Here is a 22276-nt window from a genome sequence, read left to right on the forward strand (position 1 = left end):
AGCATAGGTGGTTATTTCTTTACCATCCTCATTTTTCCAACCATCTTAGAACACCTTGGTTAATAAAATGAATAGGGTGTTATTAAAAACAAAAAAGGTTCAGCTGTTTCCAGCTGAACCTTCAGGTTTCATCCCGCCTTAAGGCGGTAATAACAATTATCTTAAATCTACCACTTCAACACCAGGATATTTTTTGGCATCGAAAGCAAAAGTAGTTTCTGGTATATTTACGTTAGGCGAAAATGTTTTCACATTGTATGTGTATTTGTTGCCGTTTTTATCGAACAATACCACGTTTGCAATTTGTTTAGCCGCTTTATCGATGCTTAAACGTACTTTAAAAATCGATTTTTTAGCATCAACAGGTGTTAAATCAATCATTTGATAAGTTTTGGCACCAGCTTTTTCTTCACCGGTATAAACGTATTTAAATCCTTTTTCGTAAACTGTAAAAATCTTAGCAGGATTAATGGCATCGCCACTGTTATCTACATTGCTCACCTGCACCTCTTTGTCTTTTTTCAAATAAGTCCATTGGCTTTTACCATCGCTAAACAATTCTTGATTCGTCATGGCTACTTTATACTTATTAGAATTGGCTTTAACGTACAAGGTACCTTGCTGGGTTTCTTTTACTTTTGCCTTTGGATTATCCAAAGTGAAGGTAAAATCTGTTTTTACAATATTATACGATTTGTATTTTTTACTCACCTCTGCTAAAATGGCTTTAGCTTTCGCATCAGTTTGAGCATAAGTTGAAGTTGTAAAAGCAACTACAACCATTAATGCTGAAATTAATTTCTTCATCTTTTCTTTTTTAAATTTTTCCTTTGAAACGTTAGAGTAGATTTTTTGTTATTGGTTTAATCTAATCTTTGTCATTCATACTATTCAAGAACTGTTCCAAAGAATATTCATCCGGATACAAGACTTCGCGCGCCTTACTTCCTTCAAAGGGACCAACGATTCCCGCAGCTTCCAATTGATCGATAATCCGGCCCGCCCTGTTATAGCCTAACTTTAATTTACGCTGTATTAATGAGGTAGAACCCTGCTGGTGCATCACAATCAGTCTGGCTGCATCTTCAAAAAACTTATCACGCTCGTTAGGATCAAAATCGGCCTTACTGCCCTCCCCTGCTTCATCTATATATTCTGGCAGTTGATAAGCATCAGCATAACCGCGTTGGTTACCTATATATTCAGAAATCCGGTCTACCTCAGGTGTATCAACGAAAGCACACTGTAGCCTGATTAAGTCGCTACCTGTAGATAAAAGCATATCACCACGGCCAATTAACTGATCGGCACCACCGCTATCCAGAATGGTTCTTGAATCGATTTTCGACAATACCCTAAAGGCTAACCTGGCCGGGAAGTTGGCTTTAATGGTACCTGTAATAATATTTACCGATGGGCGCTGTGTAGCCAGAACCAGGTGAATCCCAATTGCCCTGGCCAATTGTGCCAAACGCGCAATTGGCGCCTCCACCTCTTTACCTGCGGTCATCATTAAATCGGCAAACTCATCTACCACTAAAACAATGAATGGTAAAAAGCGGTGGCCGTTATTTGGATTAAGCTTGCGTTTAACAAACTTATCGTTGTATTCTTTTAAATTCCTAACCTGTGCATCTTTCAATAAATCGTAACGCTGATCCATTTCGATACAAAGTGAGTTCAACGTATTTACTACTTTTTTGGTATCGGTAATAATGGCATCGGCCTCTCCCGGTAGTTTGGCTAAAAAGTGCCTTTCAATTCTATTGAATAAAGTTAACTCTACTTTTTTCGGATCGACCAGTACAAATTTAAGTTGTGCAGGGTGTTTTTTAAACAACAGCGAAACCAGAATGGCGTTAATACCAACCGATTTACCCTGACCAGTTGCCCCTGCAACCAATAAGTGAGGCATTTTAGCCAAATCTGCGATAAAAACCTCATTACTAATGGTTTTACCCAATGCAATTGGCAAATCCATAGTGGTTTGGCTCCATTTTTCGGTATTGAGAATACTGCGCATGGGCACCATTTCTGGGTGTTGGTTAGGTACCTCGATACCAATTGTGCCCTTACCCGGCATTGGTGCGATAATACGGATGCCTAAGGCCGCCAACGAAAGTGCAATATCATCCTCCAGATTTTTAATCTTCGAAATCCTTACCCCAGGGGCAGGAATAATTTCGTAAAGGGTAACCGTTGGGCCAATGGTTGCCTTAATCTTATCAATTTCTATGTTGTAATGATTAAGGGTTTCGACAATTTTATTTTTATTGGCTTCCAGTTCTTCGGCATTTACCGAAATTTTATTGGTGCCGTAATTTTCGAGCAAATCTATTGTTGGATATTTATAACCAGATAAATCTAGTTTTTCATCATAATTACCAAACTGTTCTACCAGATCATCCGATTTTTTTTCTTCTTCAGTTTTTTCGATCGTAAAAGCAGGCTCCTTTTCGGTTTCAACTGGTGGTTCTACCGTTAATGGAAGTGTTGCTGCCGCAGCAGTAGCCAAAGGCAAATTGGTAGCCAACGGAGATAATACAACAGGTGCAATAGCTTCTTCCTCTTCTTTTTCTTCGAAACGGCTTGGCTGCAATACTACATTTTGTTGTTTACGCTCGTTACTTACCGGCTTATCACGTACCGGAAATTCAATGGGTGATGATGGCTCGTCGAAAGTTTTGTTCTTTACGGCCTGCTCTCTGATATCATTCACATAATCTGGCGTTTCGTTATCCAGGTAAACCTCTTTCTCTTTGCGCTCCGGAAATTTAAAATCGATGTTATAGGCGATGATTAAAATGGTTAATCCCGCAAAAGCAATTAATCCCGCCACCCCAGCTGCGCCAATTTGGGCACCTAATAATTTATTGCTCCAATAGCCAAACTCACCTTCTAAATAATGTGGCGATTCTGACCAGAAACTATGTGCAAAACCTAAGGTTAAGGATATAAACAGTAAAAAGAAAAAGCTATAACCTAATGTTTTAGAGATGGAAAGGATTTTAACTTTAAATAATAAACGGTAACCGATAATAAAAAAGGCCAAAACAAACAGGAAAGATGCAATACCGAACCATTCGTAAATAAACTGGTGCGATAACAAGGCGCCAAACTTACCTAACCAGTTTTGAACTACCGGTATGGAAACACCAGCTTCTTTTAGTTCTTCTGTTGTTTTAAAAAGATTGCCCCAGCCACCATTTGCATCGATTACATAACTCTGGTCATCTTGCCAGGTAAATAAATACGAGGTAAAAGCAATTAAAAAGTAAAGTGACAATATCACAAAAAACAGACCTGCAATTTTAACTGCACGGCCATCTGCCAAATCGAAGCTTGGCAAAAAATCTCTTTTTTCTTTCGGCTGCCGACCTGATGATGATCTGCCAGGTGCACTTTCTGCACCTTTATCTCTGAATGTATTGGTTTTAAACTGGTTACCCCTTACCGACATTTTCTATCCTAAATAATTTAATATTGAACAAACTTAGATAAAACTGCGCAGCATTAACGAAAGCCTAACAAAAAAAATAATCACAAATTGTAGGCATTGCTGCCAGGGCTTTTATTATACCACTCACTATTTTCAAGAAGAGCCAAATTTGCACCGCTATCTATTGGTTTTATAATCTGCCTTAAATTAAATAAAAATATTCATCGGGCATTAAACCTTAAACAGAAATTATCGTCTATTATTTCAACAACACACAAGTTGTTACGTTTTATCAAATGAAACGGATTTTGTTTTAGGTTTTATCCCGTTTTACCTGGAGAGGTTAAACGGGATTTTTTTATTTATAAACCTTAGGTTTAACTCGTCGTTTAATTTATTTTTAAAGGTCTCGTTGAGGGCTGAAGCCGTTTAAAAACCTATGAGGTTTGAAATACTAGGTGAATTAAGTTCCTATTATTTTGAAAAGCAGGGTTCGGTTCATTTCGGTTATCATAGTCCTGCTATCACTTCTCCCGACTTCTTTACGTCGGGATCGTTCTATCAGGTTTATTCAACCTGAGTCTGTAGTTCTTAGGGCTTAAACCTAATGGTTACTTAAGACAGTGGGTTTGCGTTAGGGATTGTAAGGGTTCAGTGCCGATCCTTCATCGGTACCGGAGCGAAGCGCAGCCCTGCAAAGCCCGACCCCTTTCCCGTTTTTCTCGGGATTGGGTAACGCCCAAATGAGCTAACAGCTTTCAGTCGGCAATTTTTCGACCGGTGGCTCTTTTTCTTCAGATATCATGTTTTTTTGACCGCTGAGGTCTTGGTAGATTGCCTTACACTATATATATTTAAGCAATAAAGTTTACAATTTCTTAATTTTTGTTAATTTAAAGCGATTTTTGAAACAATACTATGGGCATAGCGCAACTCGAAGAGCAAATTGAGGCTGGAAATTTACAAGCAGTAAAAGAAATTTTGGTTGAAAACCCAAAATTGGCAAATGTTGATACTTCTCATCACATTTCGCCACTGTTATTGGCCTGTTATTATAAAAAACAGGAAATAGCCGATTTAATTACTGAATTTGTAGATAACCTAACCTTGTTCGAAGCTTGTGCAGTGGGCAAATTTGATGCAGCATCGCAATTAATATTTCAAAGTCCTAATAGTATTAACGAATTTTCGGAAGATGGCTTTACACCATTAGGTTTAGCCTGTTATTTCGGCCATGAAGATTTAGCCCGTTTTTTAGTTTTAAAAGGTGCGGATGTTAACCTGCCATCAAAAAATGGATTTAATGTATTTCCGATCCACTCGGCAGTTGCTGCTAATAATTTCAATATTACTAAAATACTGTTAGACGCAGGCGCCTACCCGAATGTTTGTCAGAAGGCAGGATTGGCGCCCTTACATACCGCCGCACAATTAGGAAATATAGAATTGATTATTTTATTGTTAGAACACGGAGCAGAAGTTTCTTTGCGCATGGAAGGTGGAAAACTACCTGCAGATTTAGCCGCAGAAAAAGGCTTTAATGAAATTGCTGAGATTTTAAGAGACGATGATTAATTAGTCTGGAGTCGTGAGTCTTTAGTCAAGAGTCTGATTTAGCAACCATTTTCCATCATCCATACTAGCTCTTACATTTTATTCCCAAATCCTTGATCGCATTCTTTTCATATACGTCCTGATATCGAGCACAACAGCTGCCAAAAAATAGAACAATATTGGAAAGCCCACCGCTAAAAACGACGAATAAATAAAAAACAAACGCACTTTCGCTGTGCTCATGTTCAACTTGTTAGCCAAATAAGTAGAAACGCCAAAACTCTGTTGTTCAAAATAGGTTATAATTCTTTGGAACATTTTAAGCTTATTTTAAAAATCTTAATAACAATACCACAAGATAAAATCATTGGAAACCGAAATCATAATTTGATTTCCAAACTCTAATTTAGCAATAATAATCGGTTAAATTTCAATAGCATATTCTATCCCGATTATTCCAAAACCAATTTTTCAAAATCCTGTTTATCCTCGTGTTTAATAAAAAGCGTTTGTTGTTCTTCCAGTCCTGAAAACTTTTTGATCAGTTCTGCTTTAAATTTATGGATATCGACATCTTTGTTTAAAATAACAGTTAAGGCATCGGCATTACCCCTAACCTCAATAATCTGATTAGGATATACTTCTTTAAGCTCGTGTGGAAATTCCATAATTTAAAAACAGATTATAGTGTAGAAAGTTTTGTTTGAAATCAGCATTTGGTTAGGCCTGCTTTAAAATTTTAATTCCAATACCACAATATAGACATTTTTTCTCATCGCAGTATTGCTTTTTAAGCTGCAAAATTCCTTGCGAAGCAAATGCATGATCCATCTTCACTCCTGCTCCGGTAAATTTATCTGTAATCGCATTTTGCTCAGCTGGCAAACGCTCCAACAATTTTATCGCCCTGCTAATATAGTATTGTGTACCTGTGTGTTTACCATACGCGAATAAAAACAAAGCCACCGTATTTAACAAAACACTATCAACAGATGTTTTCCCAATTTGTGTATTTACACCAGAAGTTTCTTTTTTAAAATGATAATGTGTTTTCCAGTAATCGTTTACCGGTAGGTTTTCGAACAAAGCATGCAATTGAGCTGTATCTTTGATTTCCATTATTTTAGAAAAAAGATGATTGGCTTTTACAATTAACGCCGCAAATTGCGCCAATCTGATCGTAGGAAAGTTTTGCGGCCTCATCCGCATAAATTTCCACATCGAAACTTCTATAGGTTTAATATTGTATTTCTTTCGAAGAAACTGGAATTCGGCCTTTAGCTTTTTAGGATACTCCTCTTCAAACTGATCGTTTAAAAAACCAGCGGCACCAAAAACCAGTGCTTCAATTTGGTTTGGGTTATTTTTATGCTTGGCGTAAATGTGCTGCGAAACGGCTTTGGCAAACAACTCGAAAGGCAAAGCATTTATTTTAAAGCCAAAATTACGCGCCAGGAAACGGTAAAAAGTCTCATCCCAATTCCCATTTAATTCGTTTAAGGTTTCTGTAACAGCATTCGTTTTTTGCTCGAAACGCTCTATTAAGGTTCTTGATAAAAAAGAATCGACAATTAATTGATCTACCGTTCCAATTTGTGCAATGCAAGGAAAATCAGTTAAGGTGAGAAATAGGTTTTCGTATTTTTTGATGAGATCGGTAGAGATACGGTGTTTTAATTCCAAAACGGGCAAAACAGTATTGTCTATTCTTTTTATTTCCGCATCATGCTCATAAACAACATGTAAGACTACATTTTCGTAGGCGGGATTAATTTGATGACTGTGTTTTAACCAATCTGACGACCTGAGGTGTATTTCTACATTACCAGCCCATGTGGTATTGCCAATTTCGATTTTCGCGTTAAAAAAATCCGGACCAGCATTTTTGTTTAGTAAGCCTGGATTTATAATTTTCAGGTTTTCTCCAGCAGTGGTTTGCAGCCCGCTATAGTCAAACGACCTGAATTGCCATACGTAATGAAGAAAATCTTCTGGAAAATTCATTCTTCAAGGTAACGAAATATTCTGAAAAGCTATAAATAATTACATATTTTGTCACTTAAAATCTATGCTAAAGTCTTAATTACAACACATCCTTAAAGATTAAGTTGCTTTAACTTCGGCCTTCTTTTTATAATTGGTAATAAAAACCCCTGCAATGATTAAAACGGTTGCAACTACTAAATCTATACCTACCTTTTCATTTAAAATTAACCAACCCAAAAATATGGCAATAATGGTGTTGAAGTAAGTTAAGATGGAAACTTCGGATGCTGAAACCTTTTTTAGGGCATAATGATAACAGAAGTAGCCTAAAACGGATCCGAAAACAGCTAAATAAACTGTGGCAAATATGCTTTCTGTTTTCCAGGAACTTACATCAGCCTTGCCGGAGAATACCATTGCTAAGCCCAATTGAATAATGGCCGAAAACACAAACTGGTAAAATAGATTTAAGAAAATGTATTGAGGTTTACCACTGTGTTTCTTCGAATAAATGGTGCCGACTGTCCAACCTGAAACTGCAATAATCAACGATAAAATTCCATTTCGGTAACCTGGTTCAAGCAAATCATTCAAACCATCTCTAAAAATAAAAACAATACCTAAAAACCCGATAAAAACACCAATGAATCCCTTTAAACTAGCCTTTTGAATTCCCAGAAATACGCATCCGAGAAATACGAGCAAGGGAGAAGTGGCGTTAATTAAGGAAGCCAATCCACTTGGAATAGTCTTTTCGGCAACGGTTGTCATGCCATTGGCAATTACCACCATTAAAATAGACAGTAAGATCTGTCGTTTAAAACTCGACCATCCAATCCATTTTAGTTCCTGCTGTTTAATTAACAGAACCAATATAATTATCGAAGCAACAGATTGACGAATGGCCGTTACATACCAGGCCGGAATGCTTTCTACGGCAATCCTTATTCCTAAATATGTTGTGCCCCATATCAAGGCCACGCCAAATAGGGCGAGGATGAGTTTAAGATCTATTTTTGATTTCATGATTGATATATGTTTAACCACAGATGAACACGGATAAACACAGATATTTTAGAGACTATAGCCGTTGAGCATTCTTTTTATTTCAACTCTTGGCTTACCAAAATTTATGATTAAACCACAGCGTCTATTACAAGCGATCAAATAGTTCATTAATTGTGCCTGATGGATATCCGTTATTACTTTAGCTGTTTTTAGTTCGACAACAACTTCATTTTCAATAAACAAGTCGACAAAATAATCTCCTACAACTTGATCATCATAGAAAACCTGTAATGCGTGTTGTTTTGTGACGATTAATCCAGCTTTTTTAATTTCAATGAATAATGCATTTTCATACACTTTTTCTAAAAAACCACTTCCTAAAGTATTTGAAACTTTATATGCAGCTCCAATTATTTTTTCAGTGATTTCATTTAGATTATCCATGAAACCAATTTATAAAAAATATTTCGACACAAGTGTTGAAAAACCCAAATCTGTGTTCATCCTTTTTATCTGTGGTTAATTAATTCAGCTTTAAGTAGGATCTGTTCCATTTCTTTTTGAAGTTTCAACGCTTCTTCCCTGGCCTTTTCGGCAAAATCTTCTCCCTGGCTGGCATAGATAATTCCTCTCGAAGAATTAATCAGCAATCCGCATTGTGCATTTAGACCATACTTGCACACTTCATTTAAATCTCCTCCCTGTGCGCCAACACCTGGCACTAAAAGAAAGTGATTTGGTGCTAATTTACGTACATCACCAAAAGCTGCCCCACGGGTTGCGCCTACCACATACATCATCTGTTCATCTGTAGCCCAGGTTTGCGATGTTTTAAGTACTTTTTCGAAAAGTTTATCTTCGCCAATTTCCTGTAATTGAAAATCGGCATGGCCGGCATTCGAGGTTAAAGCCAAAAGAATTACCCATTTATCTTTAAAAGTTAAAAACGGCGTTACCGAATCGCTCCCCATATAAGGTGCTACCGTAACCGAATCGAAACTCATCTCTGATGATGCAGCATTGAAAAACGTTTCGGCATACATGGCAGAAGTATTGCCAATATCGCCTCTTTTAGCATCAGCAATAGAAAAAACATCCTGCGGAATATATTTCCAGGTTTCGATCAAAGTTTCCCATCCCTTTTTTCCATAACACTCATAAAAAGCAGTATTGGGTTTATAAGCTACACATAAATCTTTTGTGGCATCAATAATCTGTTTATTAAATTCCAGAATCGGGTTTTCATACTTCAATAAGTGTTTTGGTATCTTATCTAACGAAGAATCTAATCCGACACATAAAAATGAACGTTTTTTTTGTATCTGCTCGAAAAGTTGTTGCTTTGTCATATATGGGCTTATTTGCTGCAAATATGAAGATTTTTAAGTTTTCTGAGCGACAAAATAATGCTCACATTAATTATTTTTATAAACATTTTAAACTTTTGCTTGCAGATTACGTTTCAAATACATACAATTGCAACATAATTTCTCAACCGTTTATCTGAATATCCCAGAAAAATTTATCAAGACTTGTTTTTTGTTACCATTTTTTAAAAGCACATGTTGCTTTTTATTCAGCTTATAAACAATTATGAAACAATTTGAGCATTTTCCATAATGAACTCATTTAATGTTTTATAGCCTTAAGAATTTATACACAATGAAACGCCAGGCCTACACTAACACAAATATATTTAAGCCTGTGTAGATTTATAACAGAAAACATCCGTTATAAACAAATGAAAAATTTCTTGAAACATATATATTTAGAATGTTTAGTAAAACAGAATTAAATGATAAGCTCACAACAGAATTACGTGAGCTAGCTAAAAGCTATGGCATTGAAGGTGCCGACTCCCTAAGAAAAATCGACCTTGTTGAAGTACTTTTACACCAACAAGAAATTATAAATGCTGCTAAAGCCGGTGCAGACCCTTATAGCGAAATCGAACCTATTGCAGCTACTCCTGCACCTAAAACCAAAGCTGCAAAAGCACCAAAAGTTGCCGCAGCCGCAGCAGCCGCCTCTGCAGTGGCCGCTGAAAAACCAGCTACTACAGCCGACAAGCCTGTTAAAAAAAGAGCAAGGTTAACGAAAGACGAGCCTGCAGCGCCAATTGAAAGAAGAAGAGATGCTGTAACGTTATTTGACGAGCCTCAACACCAGCAACAACCAGAAAGACAACCAGATAGAATTATTGAATCTGAAGAAAGTGTAAAACCAATCTCAGCTTTAATAGAAGAAAGTGCAGAAGTACTTCCGGTAGCTCCAAAACAAAAACAAGAGCCTAAAGAAAAGCAGGAAAAACCACAGCGCGACGAAAACCGCCAGCAAAAACAACCGGGTGGTGGCAATCACCACAAAAACGAAAACAGTTACTCCAACTTAGATTTCGATAACGTAATTACAAATGAAGGTGTTTTAGAAATTATGCCTGATGGTTACGGTTTCTTGCGCTCTGCAGATTACAACTATTTAACTTCTCCTGATGATATTTATGTATCGCAGTCTCAGATAAAACTTTTTGGTTTGAAAACCGGTGATACTGTAAAAGGTAGCATCCGTCCGCCAAAAGAAGGCGAAAAATATTTCCCACTGGTTCGTGTAGAAACCATTAACGGCAGAATTCCTGCTGAGGTTCGCGACCGTGTTCCTTTTGATTATTTAACACCACTTTTTCCAACAGAAAAATTAAATTTATTTACGGATAACAGCAATTACTCTACCCGTATTATGGATTTATTTACACCTATTGGTAAAGGACAGCGGGGTTTAATTGTTGCACAGCCAAAAACAGGTAAAACCAACCTGCTTAAAGAGGTTGCCAATGCAATTGCTAAAAACCACCCTGAAGTTTATTTAATTATCTTATTAATTGATGAACGTCCGGAAGAGGTTACCGATATGGCCCGTAGTGTAAGAGCAGAGGTAATTGCCTCTACTTTTGATGAGCCGGCTGAGCGCCACGTTAAAATTGCCAATATTGTTTTAGAGAAATCGAAACGTTTGGTAGAAAGCGGACATGATGTGGTAATCCTTTTAGATTCGATTACACGTTTGGCCAGGGCTTACAATACAACAGCACCAGCATCTGGCAAGATATTATCAGGTGGTGTTGATGCAAACGCTTTACACAAGCCAAAACGTTTTTTCGGTGCGGCACGTAACATCGAAAATGGTGGTTCATTAACCATTTTAGCTACCGCATTAACCGATACAGGTTCTAAAATGGATGAAGTTATCTTCGAAGAATTTAAAGGTACAGGTAACATGGAGTTACAGTTAGATCGTAAATTATCTAACAAACGTATCTTCCCTGCAATTGATATTACGGCTTCAAGTACCCGTCGCGATGATTTATTGTTAGATAGAGATATTTTGCAACGTGTATGGATTTTACGTAACCACCTTGCCGATATGAACAGTCAAGAGGCGATGGAATTTGTTCAATCTCAAATAAAAGGAACAAAAAGTAACGAAGAGTTCTTAATTTCGATGAACAGCTAAATAAGTTTGGCGTTTGGGGTTTGGAGTAATGCGTTTCAAACCCCATGCGCTTAGCGCCCACCTCCATGCTTAAAAAGAATCTCCCTAATGCGATTACCTGTGCAAACCTTTTTTCAGGTTGTATCGGAATCGTTTTTGCATTTAAAGGCAATTTAGAAACCGCAGCCTATTTCGTTATTTTCTCTGGAATTTTCGATTTTTTTGATGGTATGGTTGCGCGTTTATTAAATGTAAAATCGGCAATTGGAAAAGATCTTGATTCTTTAGCAGATATGGTAAGTTTTGGGTTCTTACCGGGGGTAATCATGTTTCATTTGTTAAAGGCAAGCGATTATTCATCTGAATACCTTCCTTATCTTGGATTTATCATTACTATTTTTTCGGCACTCAGGCTGGCCAAATTTAACAACGATACCAGGCAAACGGAAGATTTTATTGGTTTGAATACACCTATGAATACTTTGTTTATCTGTTCCCTAGCTTTTATTGCCAACGATTATCCTCAGGTTATTGGTTCTAGTATTTTACTGATTGCCATTACAGCAATTACAAGTTTTTTACTGGTGAGCGAAATAAAAATATTCTCTTTAAAATTCAGCGATTTAAGCTGGGCGAAAAATAAAATCAAATTTATCTTCCTCATCCTATCGGCCATATTAATAGCTTTTCTAAAATTTGCAGCAATTCCTTTTGTCCTGGTATTATATATTGCTTTATCGGTATTGCATTTTAGGGGTGCGACTAATCATAAAATATAACTAAGTTTTTCCCGCAGATTAAGAAGATTAAAATCGCAGATCATAGCGCATTAGATTAATCCTTTAAAATCTGCGTTCCTTTTCTGCAAAAATCAAAGATTAATGCGCTACAGTTTTTTAACCTCAAGCGGATCTGTAATATTTCTGCAAATATCGAGCATCGTTTCGCCCAACAGTGGATGTATCACCTCTGGTGCAATTTCAGCCAAAGGCTCCATTACAAATTTTCTATCTTGCATATGGGGATGAGGTACCTGAAGTTTATCCGGAATATTGATAATTTCTTCTCCAAAAAGGATCAGATCGATATCTATTAACCGTTCTCCCCATTTATCTTTCCTTACCCTGCCCAATTCCTGCTCGATACTTAATGCATACTCTAAAACTTCAAGCGCCGTTAAAGGGGTTCGTAAACTTACAGCTTGGTTCAAAAAAGAGGGTTGGTCGGTTTTACCCCACGCAGCGGTTTCATAAAGAGATGAGATGGCGGTCACAGTACCAATTTTATCGTTCAATAGTTCGATGGCTTTTTTCAAATTCGCCTCCCTATCGCCTAAATTTCCACCCAGTAACAAATAAGCCGTGTTGTACTCTAAAGCTTTATTAAGCATCATGTATTTTTATATCTTTACAACACAAAATTAAAACATTTAAATGAGAGAATTCTTTAAGTATTTATTTGCCTCTATGCTGGGCTTTTTCTTATCAATAGTAATTGTATTTGTGATCTGCTTCGTAGTTGTTGTGGGTTTAATATCTTCTATTGATAGCGACAAAACCGTTGTTGTGTCTAACAATTCGGTACTATTCCTAAATTTAGACCAGGCCATTACAGAACGTACACCCAAAAATCCATTCGGAAACCTGCCAATTGTTGGTAGTGAAGAAAAAGATGGTATTGGCTTAAACGATTTCTTAAAAGCGGTACAAAAAGCCAAAACAGATGATAATATCAAATGCATCTACCTGAATGTGAGCAGTCCGAATGCAGGTTTTGCAACTTTGCGCGAAGTTAGGAATGCGTTGATCGATTTCAAAAAATCTCACAAAAAAATTATTGCCTACAGCGAAGTGTATACACAAGGCGCTTATTATTTAGCGTCAGTTGCTGATAAAGTTTATCTAAATCCCGAAGGCGCTTTAGAATTTAAAGGTTTCAGCTCTGAATTAACTTTCTTTAAAGGAACTTTAGAAAAAGTTGGAGTAGAAATGCAGGTTATCCGTGTAGGAAACTATAAAAGTGCAGTAGAGCCTTTCATTTTAGATAAAATGAGCGATTATAACCGCAAACAGGTTACAGCTTATGTTGGCGGATTGTACAATACTTTCTTAACTGATATTGCGCAAAGCAGAAACATTCAAAAAGATAGTCTTTATAACATTGCCGATAATTACAAAGTACAACAGCCACAAGATGCCGTAAACTTTAAAATGATCGATGCCCTGAAATATAAAGATCAGATTTTAGAAGAGCTGAGGGGATTATCTGGAAGGACCAGGGGTGAAAATATCCGTTCGGTAACGATTAACGACTATGCGAAAAACAATACTGATACCGGCGAAGGAAAAGATAAAGTAGCGGTAATTTATGCCAATGGCGAAATTAATGGCGGCGAAGGTTCTGACAACCAGATCGGTTCGGAACGTATTTCCAGGGCAATTAGAAAAGCACGCTTGGATGATAACATTAAAGCGGTGGTTTTACGTGTAAACTCGCCCGGAGGTAGCGCACTTGCTTCGGATGTGATCTGGAGAGAAATTGTATTGACCAGAAAAGAAAAACCAGTTATTGCATCGTTTGGCGATGTTGCCGCATCAGGTGGTTATTACATTGGTTGTGCTGCCGACAGTATCTTTGTGCAACCGAATACCATTACAGGCTCGATCGGTGTATTCGGTATCATCCCGAACTTCCAAAATTTAATGACCAACAAACTGGGAATTACATTTGATGGCGTTAAAACCGGTAAATACGCCGATATTATGGCCACTAACCGCCCTATGACTGCAGGTGAAAGATTCATTATCCAAAATGAATTAAACAGAATTTACAGCGGTTTTGTAAGCCGTGTAGCCGATGGAAGAAAGAAAAGCAAAGCATATATCGATAGCATTGGTGGTGGCCACGTTTGGATCGGTACAGATGCCGTTCAAATTGGTTTAGCTGATAGAATAGGTAGTTTTAACGATGCTATTAAGGCAGCCGCTAAAAAGGCTAAATTAAAGAATTATAAGGTTGTAGAATATCCAGATGTAATTGACCCATGGAAATCGTTAATGGATGAGGGTACAGACAGGATTAAAACCTATTACACCAAACAAGAACTTGGCGATAACTACATGCTTTACCAACAAATGAAAAAGGTAATTGCAAGCTCTGGCATTCAGGCCAGAATGCCATTTGAAGCAGTAATTAAGTAATAATTAAACCTTGCAGTGTTCTAAAACCTGCAAGGTTTAATATTAAAGTTTTATTTCACTCTGGGTTTGCGTTAGGGATTGGAAGGGTTCAGTACCGATTTTCATCGGTACCGGAGCGAAGCGAAGCCCTGAAAAGCCCGCCCCTTGCGTAGCTTGGGTAACGCCAAAAAAATAAGCGTTAGTTTTTTCCTTAAAAAATGAGGATCAAATTAAGAATGATTGAAAGACCTTTAGACCATACATTTTATTTCAATTCTTCTTCCTACTCTATCACTTTCCATTCGGGATGCAAAGTAAGATAAGTCGCATTAACCGGAATATTCACCTGATGAACCGTTAAGGAAATACTTTTTCCTTTTAAAAATTCAAAGCCAATTCCATCTTTTTTGGCATCATAAACCGTAACGGTATCTTTATCTTCATTTAAATAGGCAGAAAGTTTTTCAATGGTTGGGAACTTCAATTTCACATCTTCCAACGTGCTCCCGGTAGCCAGGCCATCCTTTGTTTTAAACCTATTGGAGGTAATTCTAATCTGTTTTACATCTTTTGCACGCATACTCGTGTCCCGATAAGAAGAATATACCGCAATTTCGTTTCGGTGTTTCGCAGTAGAATCGTCACTGTACCAAATCCCCCAGGCTTTCCCCATTGCGGCATCACCGGCATTTGGCCTGCCTAATTTTCTACCTACCTCTTCCATATCCTCTCCAAGTGCAATTTCTCCAACTGACCGACCAGCGACAACCAGGAAGCGCTCATCAACACTTTGTGTTGGGGCTGATGCTAAATTACTTACAGAATCGGCATTATGATCTGTTTTACTGGCAGATTGACAAGCGGCTACACTCATACTTAATCCCAAGAGGGCGAATTTTATAGATTTCATGATTGTAAAACAAGACTTTAATAAATTTGTGTTTTAATTTTATAAGCACAAGAAGGATTTGAGGCATTATTTCCTAATTTTACCTCTTATGGAAAACAAGACCATCGCCCGCACCTTACGCCTGCTATCGCAGCTTATGGAACTGCACGAAGAAAATCCCTTCAAAATTAAATCTGTTGCAAATGCCTATTTTAAGGTAGATAAATTACCCTTTGCTTTAAAGGATAAACCTTTAGATGAACTGGATAAAATTGAAGGTATTGGTAAAGGACTGGCTTCCAAAATCATTGAACTTCTCCAAACAGGAGAACTAAAAGAGCTTAATGAAATTCGCGAGAAAACACCCGAAGGTGTAGTAGAAATGCTGGCCATAAAGGGCATCGGACCGAAAAAGATATTCATTATCTGGCGTACCTTAGGTATAGAAAGTATAGGTGAATTGTATTATGCCTGTAACGAAAACCGCTTAATTGAAGCCAAAGGTTTCGGTTTAAAAACCCAGGAAGAAATTAAGAATGCAATCGAATTTAAACTCGCGGCCAATGGACGGTTTTTATACGCACAGGTTGAGGGTTTTGCCAAAACTTTATTTACACAGCTTGCTGATTGGACTGGAAAAATTGACAGCAGTGCACTTTTGGGCTTTGCGGGTCAGTACCGACGCGCTTGTGAGATTATCGATGAACTGGAAATTGTGATCGGTGCTGAACAAATTGATACCCTTAAACAAAATTTGCCTGCTTTCGAAGCACTTTCTTTGATTGAAGCGGAAAATGCTTACATCTGCACCACTGAAGCTGGTTTCAGGATAAAAATTTATGCAGTTGAAAAAGCTGAATTTTATTTACAATGGTTCAAACACACCGGAAATACCGAACATGTAGAGAAAGTTTTAGTATTAGCAGGTAATGGTCCTTTTACAAGTGAGGAAGAAATTTACAGTAAAGCAGGTTTATCTTTCATTGTTCCTGAACTTCGTGAAGATTTTGATGAAATCGACCTGGCGAAAGCAGGTAAACTCCCTACCTTAATCCTATATGAAGATTTAAAAGGCAGTTTGCACAACCACTCTACCTGGAGCGATGGCGTACACACCCTGGAGCAAATGGCTGTATATTGTAAAGAAAACTTAAATCTTCAGTATTTAGGGATCTGTGATCACTCTAAAACTGCTGTTTATGCGAAAGGTTTAAATGAGCAACGTGTTTTTTCACAACACCAGGAAATTGACGAACTCAATAAAAAACTCGCTCCCTTTAAAATCTTCAAAGGTATTGAGAGCGATATTTTAAGTGATGGCTCATTGGATTATCCGGATGATATTTTAAAAACGTTCGATTTTGTAGTGGCCTCGGTACATAGCAATTTACGCATGGACGAAGCAAAAGCAACCGCACGTTTACTAAAAGCCATTGAAAACCCATATACCACCATTTTAGGGCATCCAACAGGCCGTTTATTGTTAAGCAGAGCCGGATACCCGATAGATTATAAAAAGATTATTGATGCCTGTGCAGCAAATAAAGTAGTGATCGAAATCAATGCGAATCCCTTACGTTTGGATTTAGACTGGCGCTGGCACCGTTATGCTTTAGATAAAGGCGTATTGCTTTCTGTAAATCCAGATGCCCATAGAACGGAAGGTTTCCATGATATGCATTACGGCATTCTAGTTGCCCGCAAAGGTGGTTTAAGTGCCGACAAATGTTTAAATGCTTTTTCTTTGGAGGAGATTACAGCTTACTTTAACCGCAAAAAACAAATTAACCACAGATAAAAAGGATGAACACGGATAAGTTTAAATCTGTGTTCATCTGTGAAAATCTGTGGTAAAAAACCATAACTTTGCCCCATGATAAGTGAAATTGCCAACCGCATATTTAATCAAGTAATTACAGACTACCATAAGTTTGATGATATTGACCATCCGGTTGAAAACCCATATGATGCCGAAAGTTTAGAGCATCTCTTTTATCTTAAGAACTGGATCGATACAGCACAATGGCATATGGAGGATGTGGTGCGTAACCCTCAAATTGATCCTGTTGAAGGTTTGAGCTGGAAAAGACGCATTGACGCACAAAACCAGGTACGTACCGATATGGTTGAGTTTATTGATGGTTATTTCTCAAATCTTTATCAGGGGATTTCGGCTTTGCCAGATGCAAAAATCAATACAGAAAGCCCAGCATGGGCGATAGATAGGCTTTCTATTCTGGCATTGAAAATTTACCATATGCAGGAAGAAGCTGAACGCGAAAGTGCCTCAGCTGAGCACCGTGCACAATGTCAGGCTAAATTAAATGTATTGTTATCGCAACGCGAGGATCTTTCAACCAGTATCGATGAGTTATTGGCAGATATTGAGGCGGGTAAAAAATACATGAAAGTATATAAACAAATGAAAATGTACAACGATCCGAGTTTGAATCCGGTATTGTATAATAAAGCATAAATTAATCAACCACAAAGACACGAAGAACACAAAGAATCCCTTGGTGCTCTTTGTGCCTCCGTGGTAAAACATTATGGCCGCAACCCAAAAAATTATCGTTTTACGCTTTTCGGCAATGGGCGATGTGGCCATGGCAGCCTCTGTTTTACACGAATTTTCAGAACAGAACCCAAATACAGAGATCATCATGGTGAGCAGATCTGCTTTTAAGCCATTTTTTGATCGCATTCCGAACCTGATCTTCCATCCTATCGAGCCCAAAACCGTTCATAAAGGAATTGATGGTTTATACAGACTCTATCAGGAACTCCGCAGCTATAAACCAAATGCAATAGCCGATTTACACGATAATTTGAGGAGCAGGGCAATTTCTACTTTTTTTCGTTTAACCGGAACAGAAATTAGGCGGATAGATAAAGGAAGAGCAGAGAAAAAGAGATTAACACGTAACAATAACAAAGTTTTTAAACCGCTCAGAAAAACGGTAGAGCGTTATGCCGATGTTTTCCGCGAATTGGGATTTAGTATTAAGCTAAGTTATAAACTAGATAAATTTCCGCAGGCAATTCCGGCAAATGCACAAAACTTATTTGCCAATAAAACCACAAAAAAAATAGGCATCTCCCCTTTTGCGCAACATGTTTATAAAATATATGCTTTAGAAAAAATGGAAGTGGTAATTGCCTCATTAAGCAGATTGGACTTTGAACTTTTCATATTTGGTGGTGGTAAAACAGAACAGGCAATTGCCCAAAACTGGGCGAAAACGAATAAAAACGCTCATAATTTAATCGGTAATTTTAACTTAACGGAAGAGCTTGCCATTATTTCAAACTTGGATGTAATGTTAAGTATGGATTCATCCGGCATGCATATGGCATCGCTTGTTGGTGTGCCCGTAATTTCAGTTTGGGGACCAACACATCCATATGCTGGCTTTTTGGGTTACGGGCAATTGGAAAGCGATTGCATTCAGATTGATCACCCTAACAGGCCCAATTCTATTTATGGAAACAAACCCTGCCTTTGCGGTGTTGAAAACTGTATAGACTTAATTAAGCCTGAAACAATTGTAGATAAAATTAAAGAGAAATTAAATGGCTAAGCAATTACTTTTGGTCCGTCACGGTAAATCGGATTGGGGAAATTTAGATTTAAAAGATTTCGACCGACCGCTAAACAAACGTGGCAAAGAAAATGCGCCGGAAATGGCTGAAAGATTAATTAATAGAGGTTTCAAATTAGATCTGATTGTAAGTAGTCCGGCGAAAAGAGCTAAATCTACAGCTAAATACTTTGCAGAAGCCTATAATATCGACCATATCCAATTTGAAGAATCTATTTACGAAGCCAATACCAGAGCCCTACTTAAAGTGGTAAATGGGTTAAATAATGGCGCAGACCATGTAGTGATGTTTGGTCATAACCCCGGTTTTACAGATTTTGCGAACGAGTTATGCGATGCCGACATTTACAACATTCCAACTGCAGGCATGGTGTTAATTTCTTTTCCTTTTGATTCATGGCAAATGGTAAGCAAAGGAACAGGAGAATTGGTGTTTTTTGATTACCCGAAGAATAGTGACGAGGTTTAAGGTTTTTTAACATTAAGGCTAGTAGTCAGTTAATTACTTGCCACGGAAACACAGATTACAAGGAAATTATTGTGTGTTTACATTAACTCAATACAGATCGGCTTTGGCCAACTCCATAAATACTTAAAACGGCTTTAGCTCATTGGCGCTGGAAAGGTTTTCCCGATAAGCACAACCTGACGTAAAATAAACCCGGTAGTAGCGGCAGCTCCCGATCCTTTATCGGGGCTAAAGCGAATAACGGGACTGAATGCGCCAAGAACTCCTGAACGAACATTTCCAAAAAACTAAAGCATATATTTCACATCCAATATTAACATCTCTAATCAAATAATTTTATTACCTTTGAATATATAAAACGAAAATCTGGCAATAGACATTTCGGTGAATTCATAACCTAAACTCCTCTGGTTATTTCATAATTCGTATCGCCAGAAAATTTATCCATTAATTTATCTGTACATGAATTTTGACTATAATACTACGCGTAGCCATTTGATTTTATCGGAATATGGCCGTAACGTACAAAATATGGTGAAGTATATCTGCGAATTACCCACCATTGAAGAACGTAATAAATATGCCCAGGCGGTTATCGACCTGATGGGTTTTTTGCAACCACATTTACGTGATGTTGCCGATTTTAAGCATAAACTTTGGGATCACCTGCACATTATTTCTGGCTACCAGATTGATGTAGACAGTCCTTATCCTAAACCATTAATTGAGAATGCTTACATTAAACCAGAGCCCCTGGCCTATCCTCAACAAAGAATTACCTACAAACACTATGGTAAAACGGTTGAGAATTTAATTGAAAAAGCCATGCGCGAAGAAAATGCCGAAATAAAAAAGGCAATGGTTCAAAGCATCGCAAATTTTATGAAAATGGCTTATGTTACCTGGAATAAAGATAATGTGAGTGATGATACCATTATTAAGGACTTAAAGTACCTTTCTGGCGGATTGTTATCTCTTGATGAAGGTGTTAACCTGGCAAAGGTAGAATTTAGAGCACAAAACCCTCGCCAAAGTAATAACAACAACAATAACCGGGGCAGAAGCAACAATAATAACAACAACGGAAAAAACCGTCAAAATAACAACAATAATAACCGTCAACGCAATAACAACAATAAACCTAAATATTAAAGGTGAAGGGTAAAAGGCAGAAGGCGGAAGGTTAAAATATCCGCCCAATCTTGATACTTGATACTTTGTACTTGATACTAAAAAAACATGAACGCATTTGAAATAACAGGCGGAATTAAATTAAAAGGCGAAATTACCCCTCAGGGAGCCAAAAACGAGGCTTTACAGATTTTATCGGCTGTATTGCTTACCGAAAAGAAAGTAACCATCAGTAATATTCCCGACATTAAGGATGTTAACAAGCTGATTGAGTTACTTGGCGATTTAGGCGTTACCGTTGAGCGCATCAATAAAGACACCTATACCTTTGAAGCTAAAAATATTGATTTGAATTTCTTTGAATCTGATACTTTTAAAGCTAAAGGTGGTGGTTTACGTGGTTCGATTATGATTGTTGGACCATTGTTGGCACGTTTTGGTAAAGCAGCAATCCCGAAACCAGGTGGTGATAAAATTGGTCGTAGAAGACTGGACACACACTTTATAGGTTTCGAAAAATTAGGTGCAAAATTCGTTTACGACAGCAAAAAAGCTTTCTTTAATGTAGATGCAACTAATTTAAAGGGTGCATATATTTTATTAGACGAAGCATCGGTAACGGGAACGGCAAATATTGTAATGGCGGCTGTTTTAGCAAAAGGCATTACTACGATATACAATGCTGCCTGCGAACCCTATTTACAGCAACTCTGCAAAATGCTTAACCGCATGGGGGCAAAAATATCGGGCATTGGCTCGAACTTGTTAACCATTGAAGGCGTTAGCGTTTTAGGCGGAACTGAGCACAGAATGTTGCCGGATATGATCGAAATTGGCTCTTTTATTGGTATGGCTGCAATGACAGAGTCGGAAATTACCATTAAAGATGTTTGTTATGATGAACTGGGTGTAATACCAGAGGTTTTCAGAAAACTGGGCATTAAATTAGAGCGCCGTGGCGATGATATTTATGTTCCCTCACAAAAACATTATGAAATCGATACTTTTATCGATGGTTCGATTTTAACCATTGCCGATTCTCCCTGGCCAGGTTTTACGCCTGACTTATTGAGCATTGTGCTGGTTGTGGCTACACAGGCAAAAGGAAACGTTTTAATCCACCAAAAAATGTTCGAAAGCCGTTTATTCTTCGTGGATAAATTGATCGATATGGGTGCTCAAATCATCTTATGCGACCCACACCGCGCAACCGTTAATGGTATTGATAAAAAATATAAACTTCGTGGAATCAGCATGACTTCTCCTGACATTAGAGCTGGAGTTTCATTGTTAATTGCAGCTTTATCTGCTGAAGGCAAATCGACCATTTACAACATCGAACAGATTGAACGTGGCTATCAGGATATCGACACCCGTTTACGTGCCTTAGGTGCGCAGATTAAACGTGTTAATGCTGATGCACCGAGTCATTAAGCTTAAAGCAGAAAGACTAAAGCTTAAAGCGAAAATAGCATAAATAAAAACGTCCGGGTAATAATTACCCGGACGTTTTGCGTTAATATTAATACG

General features: G+C 37.7%; 20 protein-coding genes. 10 read left to right on the forward strand and 10 right to left on the reverse strand.

What is annotated here, in order from left to right; genetic code table 11:
- Window positions 1-156: 156 nt before the first annotated feature.
- Both LQ227_RS01540 and LQ227_RS01545 read right to left on the reverse strand, forming a co-directional pair.
- The gene (locus LQ227_RS01540; protein ID WP_230143997.1) at window positions 157-807 is read right to left on the reverse strand and encodes an outer membrane lipoprotein carrier protein LolA; all 651 of its coding nucleotides are present in this window, start codon (window positions 805-807) and stop codon (window positions 157-159) included.
- A gap of 61 nt (window positions 808-868) precedes the next feature.
- Entirely contained in the window at window positions 869-3460 is a 2592-nt protein-coding gene (locus LQ227_RS01545; protein ID WP_230147955.1) for a DNA translocase FtsK, read from the reverse strand.
- 897 nt (window positions 3461-4357) lie between these two features.
- On the opposite strand from LQ227_RS01545, the gene LQ227_RS01550 reads away from it, so the two are divergent.
- A complete protein-coding gene (locus LQ227_RS01550; protein ID WP_230147957.1) occupies window positions 4358-5014 on the forward strand; it encodes an ankyrin repeat domain-containing protein in 657 nt (218 codons plus the stop codon).
- Between the two features lie 78 nt (window positions 5015-5092).
- Here LQ227_RS01550 and LQ227_RS01555 read toward each other — a convergent pair whose 3' ends face one another.
- The 6 genes from LQ227_RS01555 to pyrF form a co-directional block, all read right to left on the reverse strand.
- Window positions 5093-5311 carry a PspC domain-containing protein gene (locus LQ227_RS01555; protein WP_047799560.1) on the reverse strand — a complete coding sequence of 73 codons (219 nt, stop codon included), beginning with the start codon at window positions 5309-5311 and terminating at the stop codon, window positions 5093-5095.
- 134 nt (window positions 5312-5445) lie between these two features.
- Complete coding sequence (locus LQ227_RS01560) at window positions 5446-5661, reverse strand: hypothetical protein (RefSeq protein WP_230147959.1); 216 nt, start codon at window positions 5659-5661, stop codon at window positions 5446-5448.
- Between the two features lie 52 nt (window positions 5662-5713).
- Window positions 5714-6997, reverse strand: coding sequence for a DUF2851 family protein (locus LQ227_RS01565; protein WP_230147961.1), 1284 nt, complete (start codon window positions 6995-6997; stop codon window positions 5714-5716).
- Between the two features lie 99 nt (window positions 6998-7096).
- A complete protein-coding gene (locus tag LQ227_RS01570) occupies window positions 7097-8005 on the reverse strand; it encodes a DMT family transporter (protein WP_230143989.1) in 909 nt (302 codons plus the stop codon).
- Window positions 8006-8053: 48 nt separating this feature from the next.
- Entirely contained in the window at window positions 8054-8431 is a 378-nt protein-coding gene (locus LQ227_RS01575) for a GxxExxY protein (RefSeq protein ID WP_230147963.1), read from the reverse strand.
- Between the two features lie 65 nt (window positions 8432-8496).
- Window positions 8497-9336 (reverse strand): orotidine-5'-phosphate decarboxylase, encoded by an 840-nt coding sequence (gene pyrF / locus LQ227_RS01580; RefSeq protein ID WP_230143985.1) that lies wholly within the window; start codon window positions 9334-9336, stop codon window positions 8497-8499.
- Window positions 9337-9760: 424 nt separating this feature from the next.
- On the opposite strand from pyrF, the gene rho reads away from it, so the two are divergent.
- Both rho and pssA read left to right on the forward strand, forming a co-directional pair.
- Window positions 9761-11497 carry a transcription termination factor Rho gene (gene rho / locus LQ227_RS01585; protein ID WP_230143983.1) on the forward strand — a complete coding sequence of 579 codons (1737 nt, stop codon included), beginning with the start codon at window positions 9761-9763 and terminating at the stop codon, window positions 11495-11497.
- A 65-nt stretch (window positions 11498-11562) separates the two neighbouring features.
- On the forward strand, window positions 11563-12255 hold the full coding sequence (pssA, locus tag LQ227_RS01590; protein ID WP_230143982.1) for a CDP-diacylglycerol--serine O-phosphatidyltransferase: 693 nt from the start codon (window positions 11563-11565) through the stop codon (window positions 12253-12255).
- Window positions 12256-12362: 107 nt separating this feature from the next.
- On the opposite strand, the gene folK is transcribed toward pssA, so the two are convergent.
- A complete protein-coding gene (gene folK, locus LQ227_RS01595; RefSeq protein WP_230147965.1) occupies window positions 12363-12869 on the reverse strand; it encodes a 2-amino-4-hydroxy-6-hydroxymethyldihydropteridine diphosphokinase in 507 nt (168 codons plus the stop codon).
- Between the two features lie 40 nt (window positions 12870-12909).
- Here folK and sppA point away from each other — a divergent pair, with 40 nt between their 5' ends.
- Entirely contained in the window at window positions 12910-14676 is a 1767-nt protein-coding gene (sppA, locus tag LQ227_RS01600; protein ID WP_230143979.1) for a signal peptide peptidase SppA, read from the forward strand.
- Between the two features lie 262 nt (window positions 14677-14938).
- On the opposite strand, the gene LQ227_RS01605 is transcribed toward sppA, so the two are convergent.
- Window positions 14939-15565, reverse strand: a complete 627-nt coding sequence (locus tag LQ227_RS01605) for a hypothetical protein (RefSeq protein WP_230143977.1) — start codon at window positions 15563-15565, stop codon at window positions 14939-14941.
- Between the two features lie 88 nt (window positions 15566-15653).
- Between LQ227_RS01605 and LQ227_RS01610 the strand changes: the two genes are divergently transcribed.
- The 6 genes from LQ227_RS01610 to murA all read left to right on the forward strand — a co-directional run bounded on the left by LQ227_RS01610 (window position 15654) and on the right by murA (window position 22180).
- The gene (locus LQ227_RS01610) at window positions 15654-17342 is read left to right on the forward strand and encodes a helix-hairpin-helix domain-containing protein (protein WP_230143976.1); all 1689 of its coding nucleotides are present in this window, start codon (window positions 15654-15656) and stop codon (window positions 17340-17342) included.
- Between the two features lie 75 nt (window positions 17343-17417).
- Window positions 17418-18020 (forward strand): DUF4254 domain-containing protein, encoded by a 603-nt coding sequence (locus LQ227_RS01615; RefSeq protein WP_230143975.1) that lies wholly within the window; start codon window positions 17418-17420, stop codon window positions 18018-18020.
- A 73-nt stretch (window positions 18021-18093) separates the two neighbouring features.
- The gene (locus LQ227_RS01620; RefSeq protein WP_230147968.1) at window positions 18094-19125 is read left to right on the forward strand and encodes a glycosyltransferase family 9 protein; all 1032 of its coding nucleotides are present in this window, start codon (window positions 18094-18096) and stop codon (window positions 19123-19125) included.
- Entirely contained in the window at window positions 19118-19615 is a 498-nt protein-coding gene (locus LQ227_RS01625; RefSeq protein ID WP_230147970.1) for a histidine phosphatase family protein, read from the forward strand. Before LQ227_RS01620 ends, LQ227_RS01625 begins: the two co-directional genes overlap by 8 nt.
- A gap of 462 nt (window positions 19616-20077) precedes the next feature.
- Window positions 20078-20767, forward strand: a complete 690-nt coding sequence (locus LQ227_RS01630; protein WP_230143972.1) for a DUF4290 domain-containing protein — start codon at window positions 20078-20080, stop codon at window positions 20765-20767.
- An 87-nt stretch (window positions 20768-20854) separates the two neighbouring features.
- The gene (gene murA / locus LQ227_RS01635) at window positions 20855-22180 is read left to right on the forward strand and encodes a UDP-N-acetylglucosamine 1-carboxyvinyltransferase (RefSeq protein ID WP_230143971.1); all 1326 of its coding nucleotides are present in this window, start codon (window positions 20855-20857) and stop codon (window positions 22178-22180) included.
- The last annotated feature ends 96 nt before the right edge of the window (window positions 22181-22276 follow it).

It is taken from the genome of Pedobacter sp. Bi27 (assembly GCF_918698255.1).
Lineage (GTDB): Bacteria > Bacteroidota > Bacteroidia > Sphingobacteriales > Sphingobacteriaceae > Pedobacter.

Bases quoted from the DNA above. Each gene is read 5' to 3' on its own strand.
- LQ227_RS01540 (WP_230143997.1), bottom strand. From the start codon at position 807: ATGAAGAAATTAATTTCAGCATTAATGGTTGTAGTTGCTTTTACAACT.
- LQ227_RS01545 (WP_230147955.1), bottom strand. From the start codon at position 3,460: ATGTCGGTAAGGGGTAACCAGTTTAAAACCAATACATTCAGAGATAAA.
- LQ227_RS01550 (WP_230147957.1), top strand. From the start codon at position 4,358: ATGGGCATAGCGCAACTCGAAGAGCAAATTGAGGCTGGAAATTTACAA.
- LQ227_RS01555 (WP_047799560.1), bottom strand. From the start codon at position 5,311: ATGTTCCAAAGAATTATAACCTATTTTGAACAACAGAGTTTTGGCGTT.
- LQ227_RS01560 (WP_230147959.1), bottom strand. From the start codon at position 5,661: ATGGAATTTCCACACGAGCTTAAAGAAGTATATCCTAATCAGATTATT.
- LQ227_RS01565 (WP_230147961.1), bottom strand. From the start codon at position 6,997: ATGAATTTTCCAGAAGATTTTCTTCATTACGTATGGCAATTCAGGTCG.
- LQ227_RS01570 (WP_230143989.1), bottom strand. From the start codon at position 8,005: ATGAAATCAAAAATAGATCTTAAACTCATCCTCGCCCTATTTGGCGTG.
- LQ227_RS01575 (WP_230147963.1), bottom strand. From the start codon at position 8,431: ATGGATAATCTAAATGAAATCACTGAAAAAATAATTGGAGCTGCATAT.
- pyrF (WP_230143985.1), bottom strand. From the start codon at position 9,336: ATGACAAAGCAACAACTTTTCGAGCAGATACAAAAAAAACGTTCATTT.
- rho (WP_230143983.1), top strand. From the start codon at position 9,761: ATGTTTAGTAAAACAGAATTAAATGATAAGCTCACAACAGAATTACGT.
- pssA (WP_230143982.1), top strand. From the start codon at position 11,563: ATGCTTAAAAAGAATCTCCCTAATGCGATTACCTGTGCAAACCTTTTT.
- folK (WP_230147965.1), bottom strand. From the start codon at position 12,869: ATGATGCTTAATAAAGCTTTAGAGTACAACACGGCTTATTTGTTACTG.
- sppA (WP_230143979.1), top strand. From the start codon at position 12,910: ATGAGAGAATTCTTTAAGTATTTATTTGCCTCTATGCTGGGCTTTTTC.
- LQ227_RS01605 (WP_230143977.1), bottom strand. From the start codon at position 15,565: ATGAAATCTATAAAATTCGCCCTCTTGGGATTAAGTATGAGTGTAGCC.
- LQ227_RS01610 (WP_230143976.1), top strand. From the start codon at position 15,654: ATGGAAAACAAGACCATCGCCCGCACCTTACGCCTGCTATCGCAGCTT.
- LQ227_RS01615 (WP_230143975.1), top strand. From the start codon at position 17,418: ATGATAAGTGAAATTGCCAACCGCATATTTAATCAAGTAATTACAGAC.
- LQ227_RS01620 (WP_230147968.1), top strand. From the start codon at position 18,094: ATGGCCGCAACCCAAAAAATTATCGTTTTACGCTTTTCGGCAATGGGC.
- LQ227_RS01625 (WP_230147970.1), top strand. From the start codon at position 19,118: ATGGCTAAGCAATTACTTTTGGTCCGTCACGGTAAATCGGATTGGGGA.
- LQ227_RS01630 (WP_230143972.1), top strand. From the start codon at position 20,078: ATGAATTTTGACTATAATACTACGCGTAGCCATTTGATTTTATCGGAA.
- murA (WP_230143971.1), top strand. From the start codon at position 20,855: ATGAACGCATTTGAAATAACAGGCGGAATTAAATTAAAAGGCGAAATT.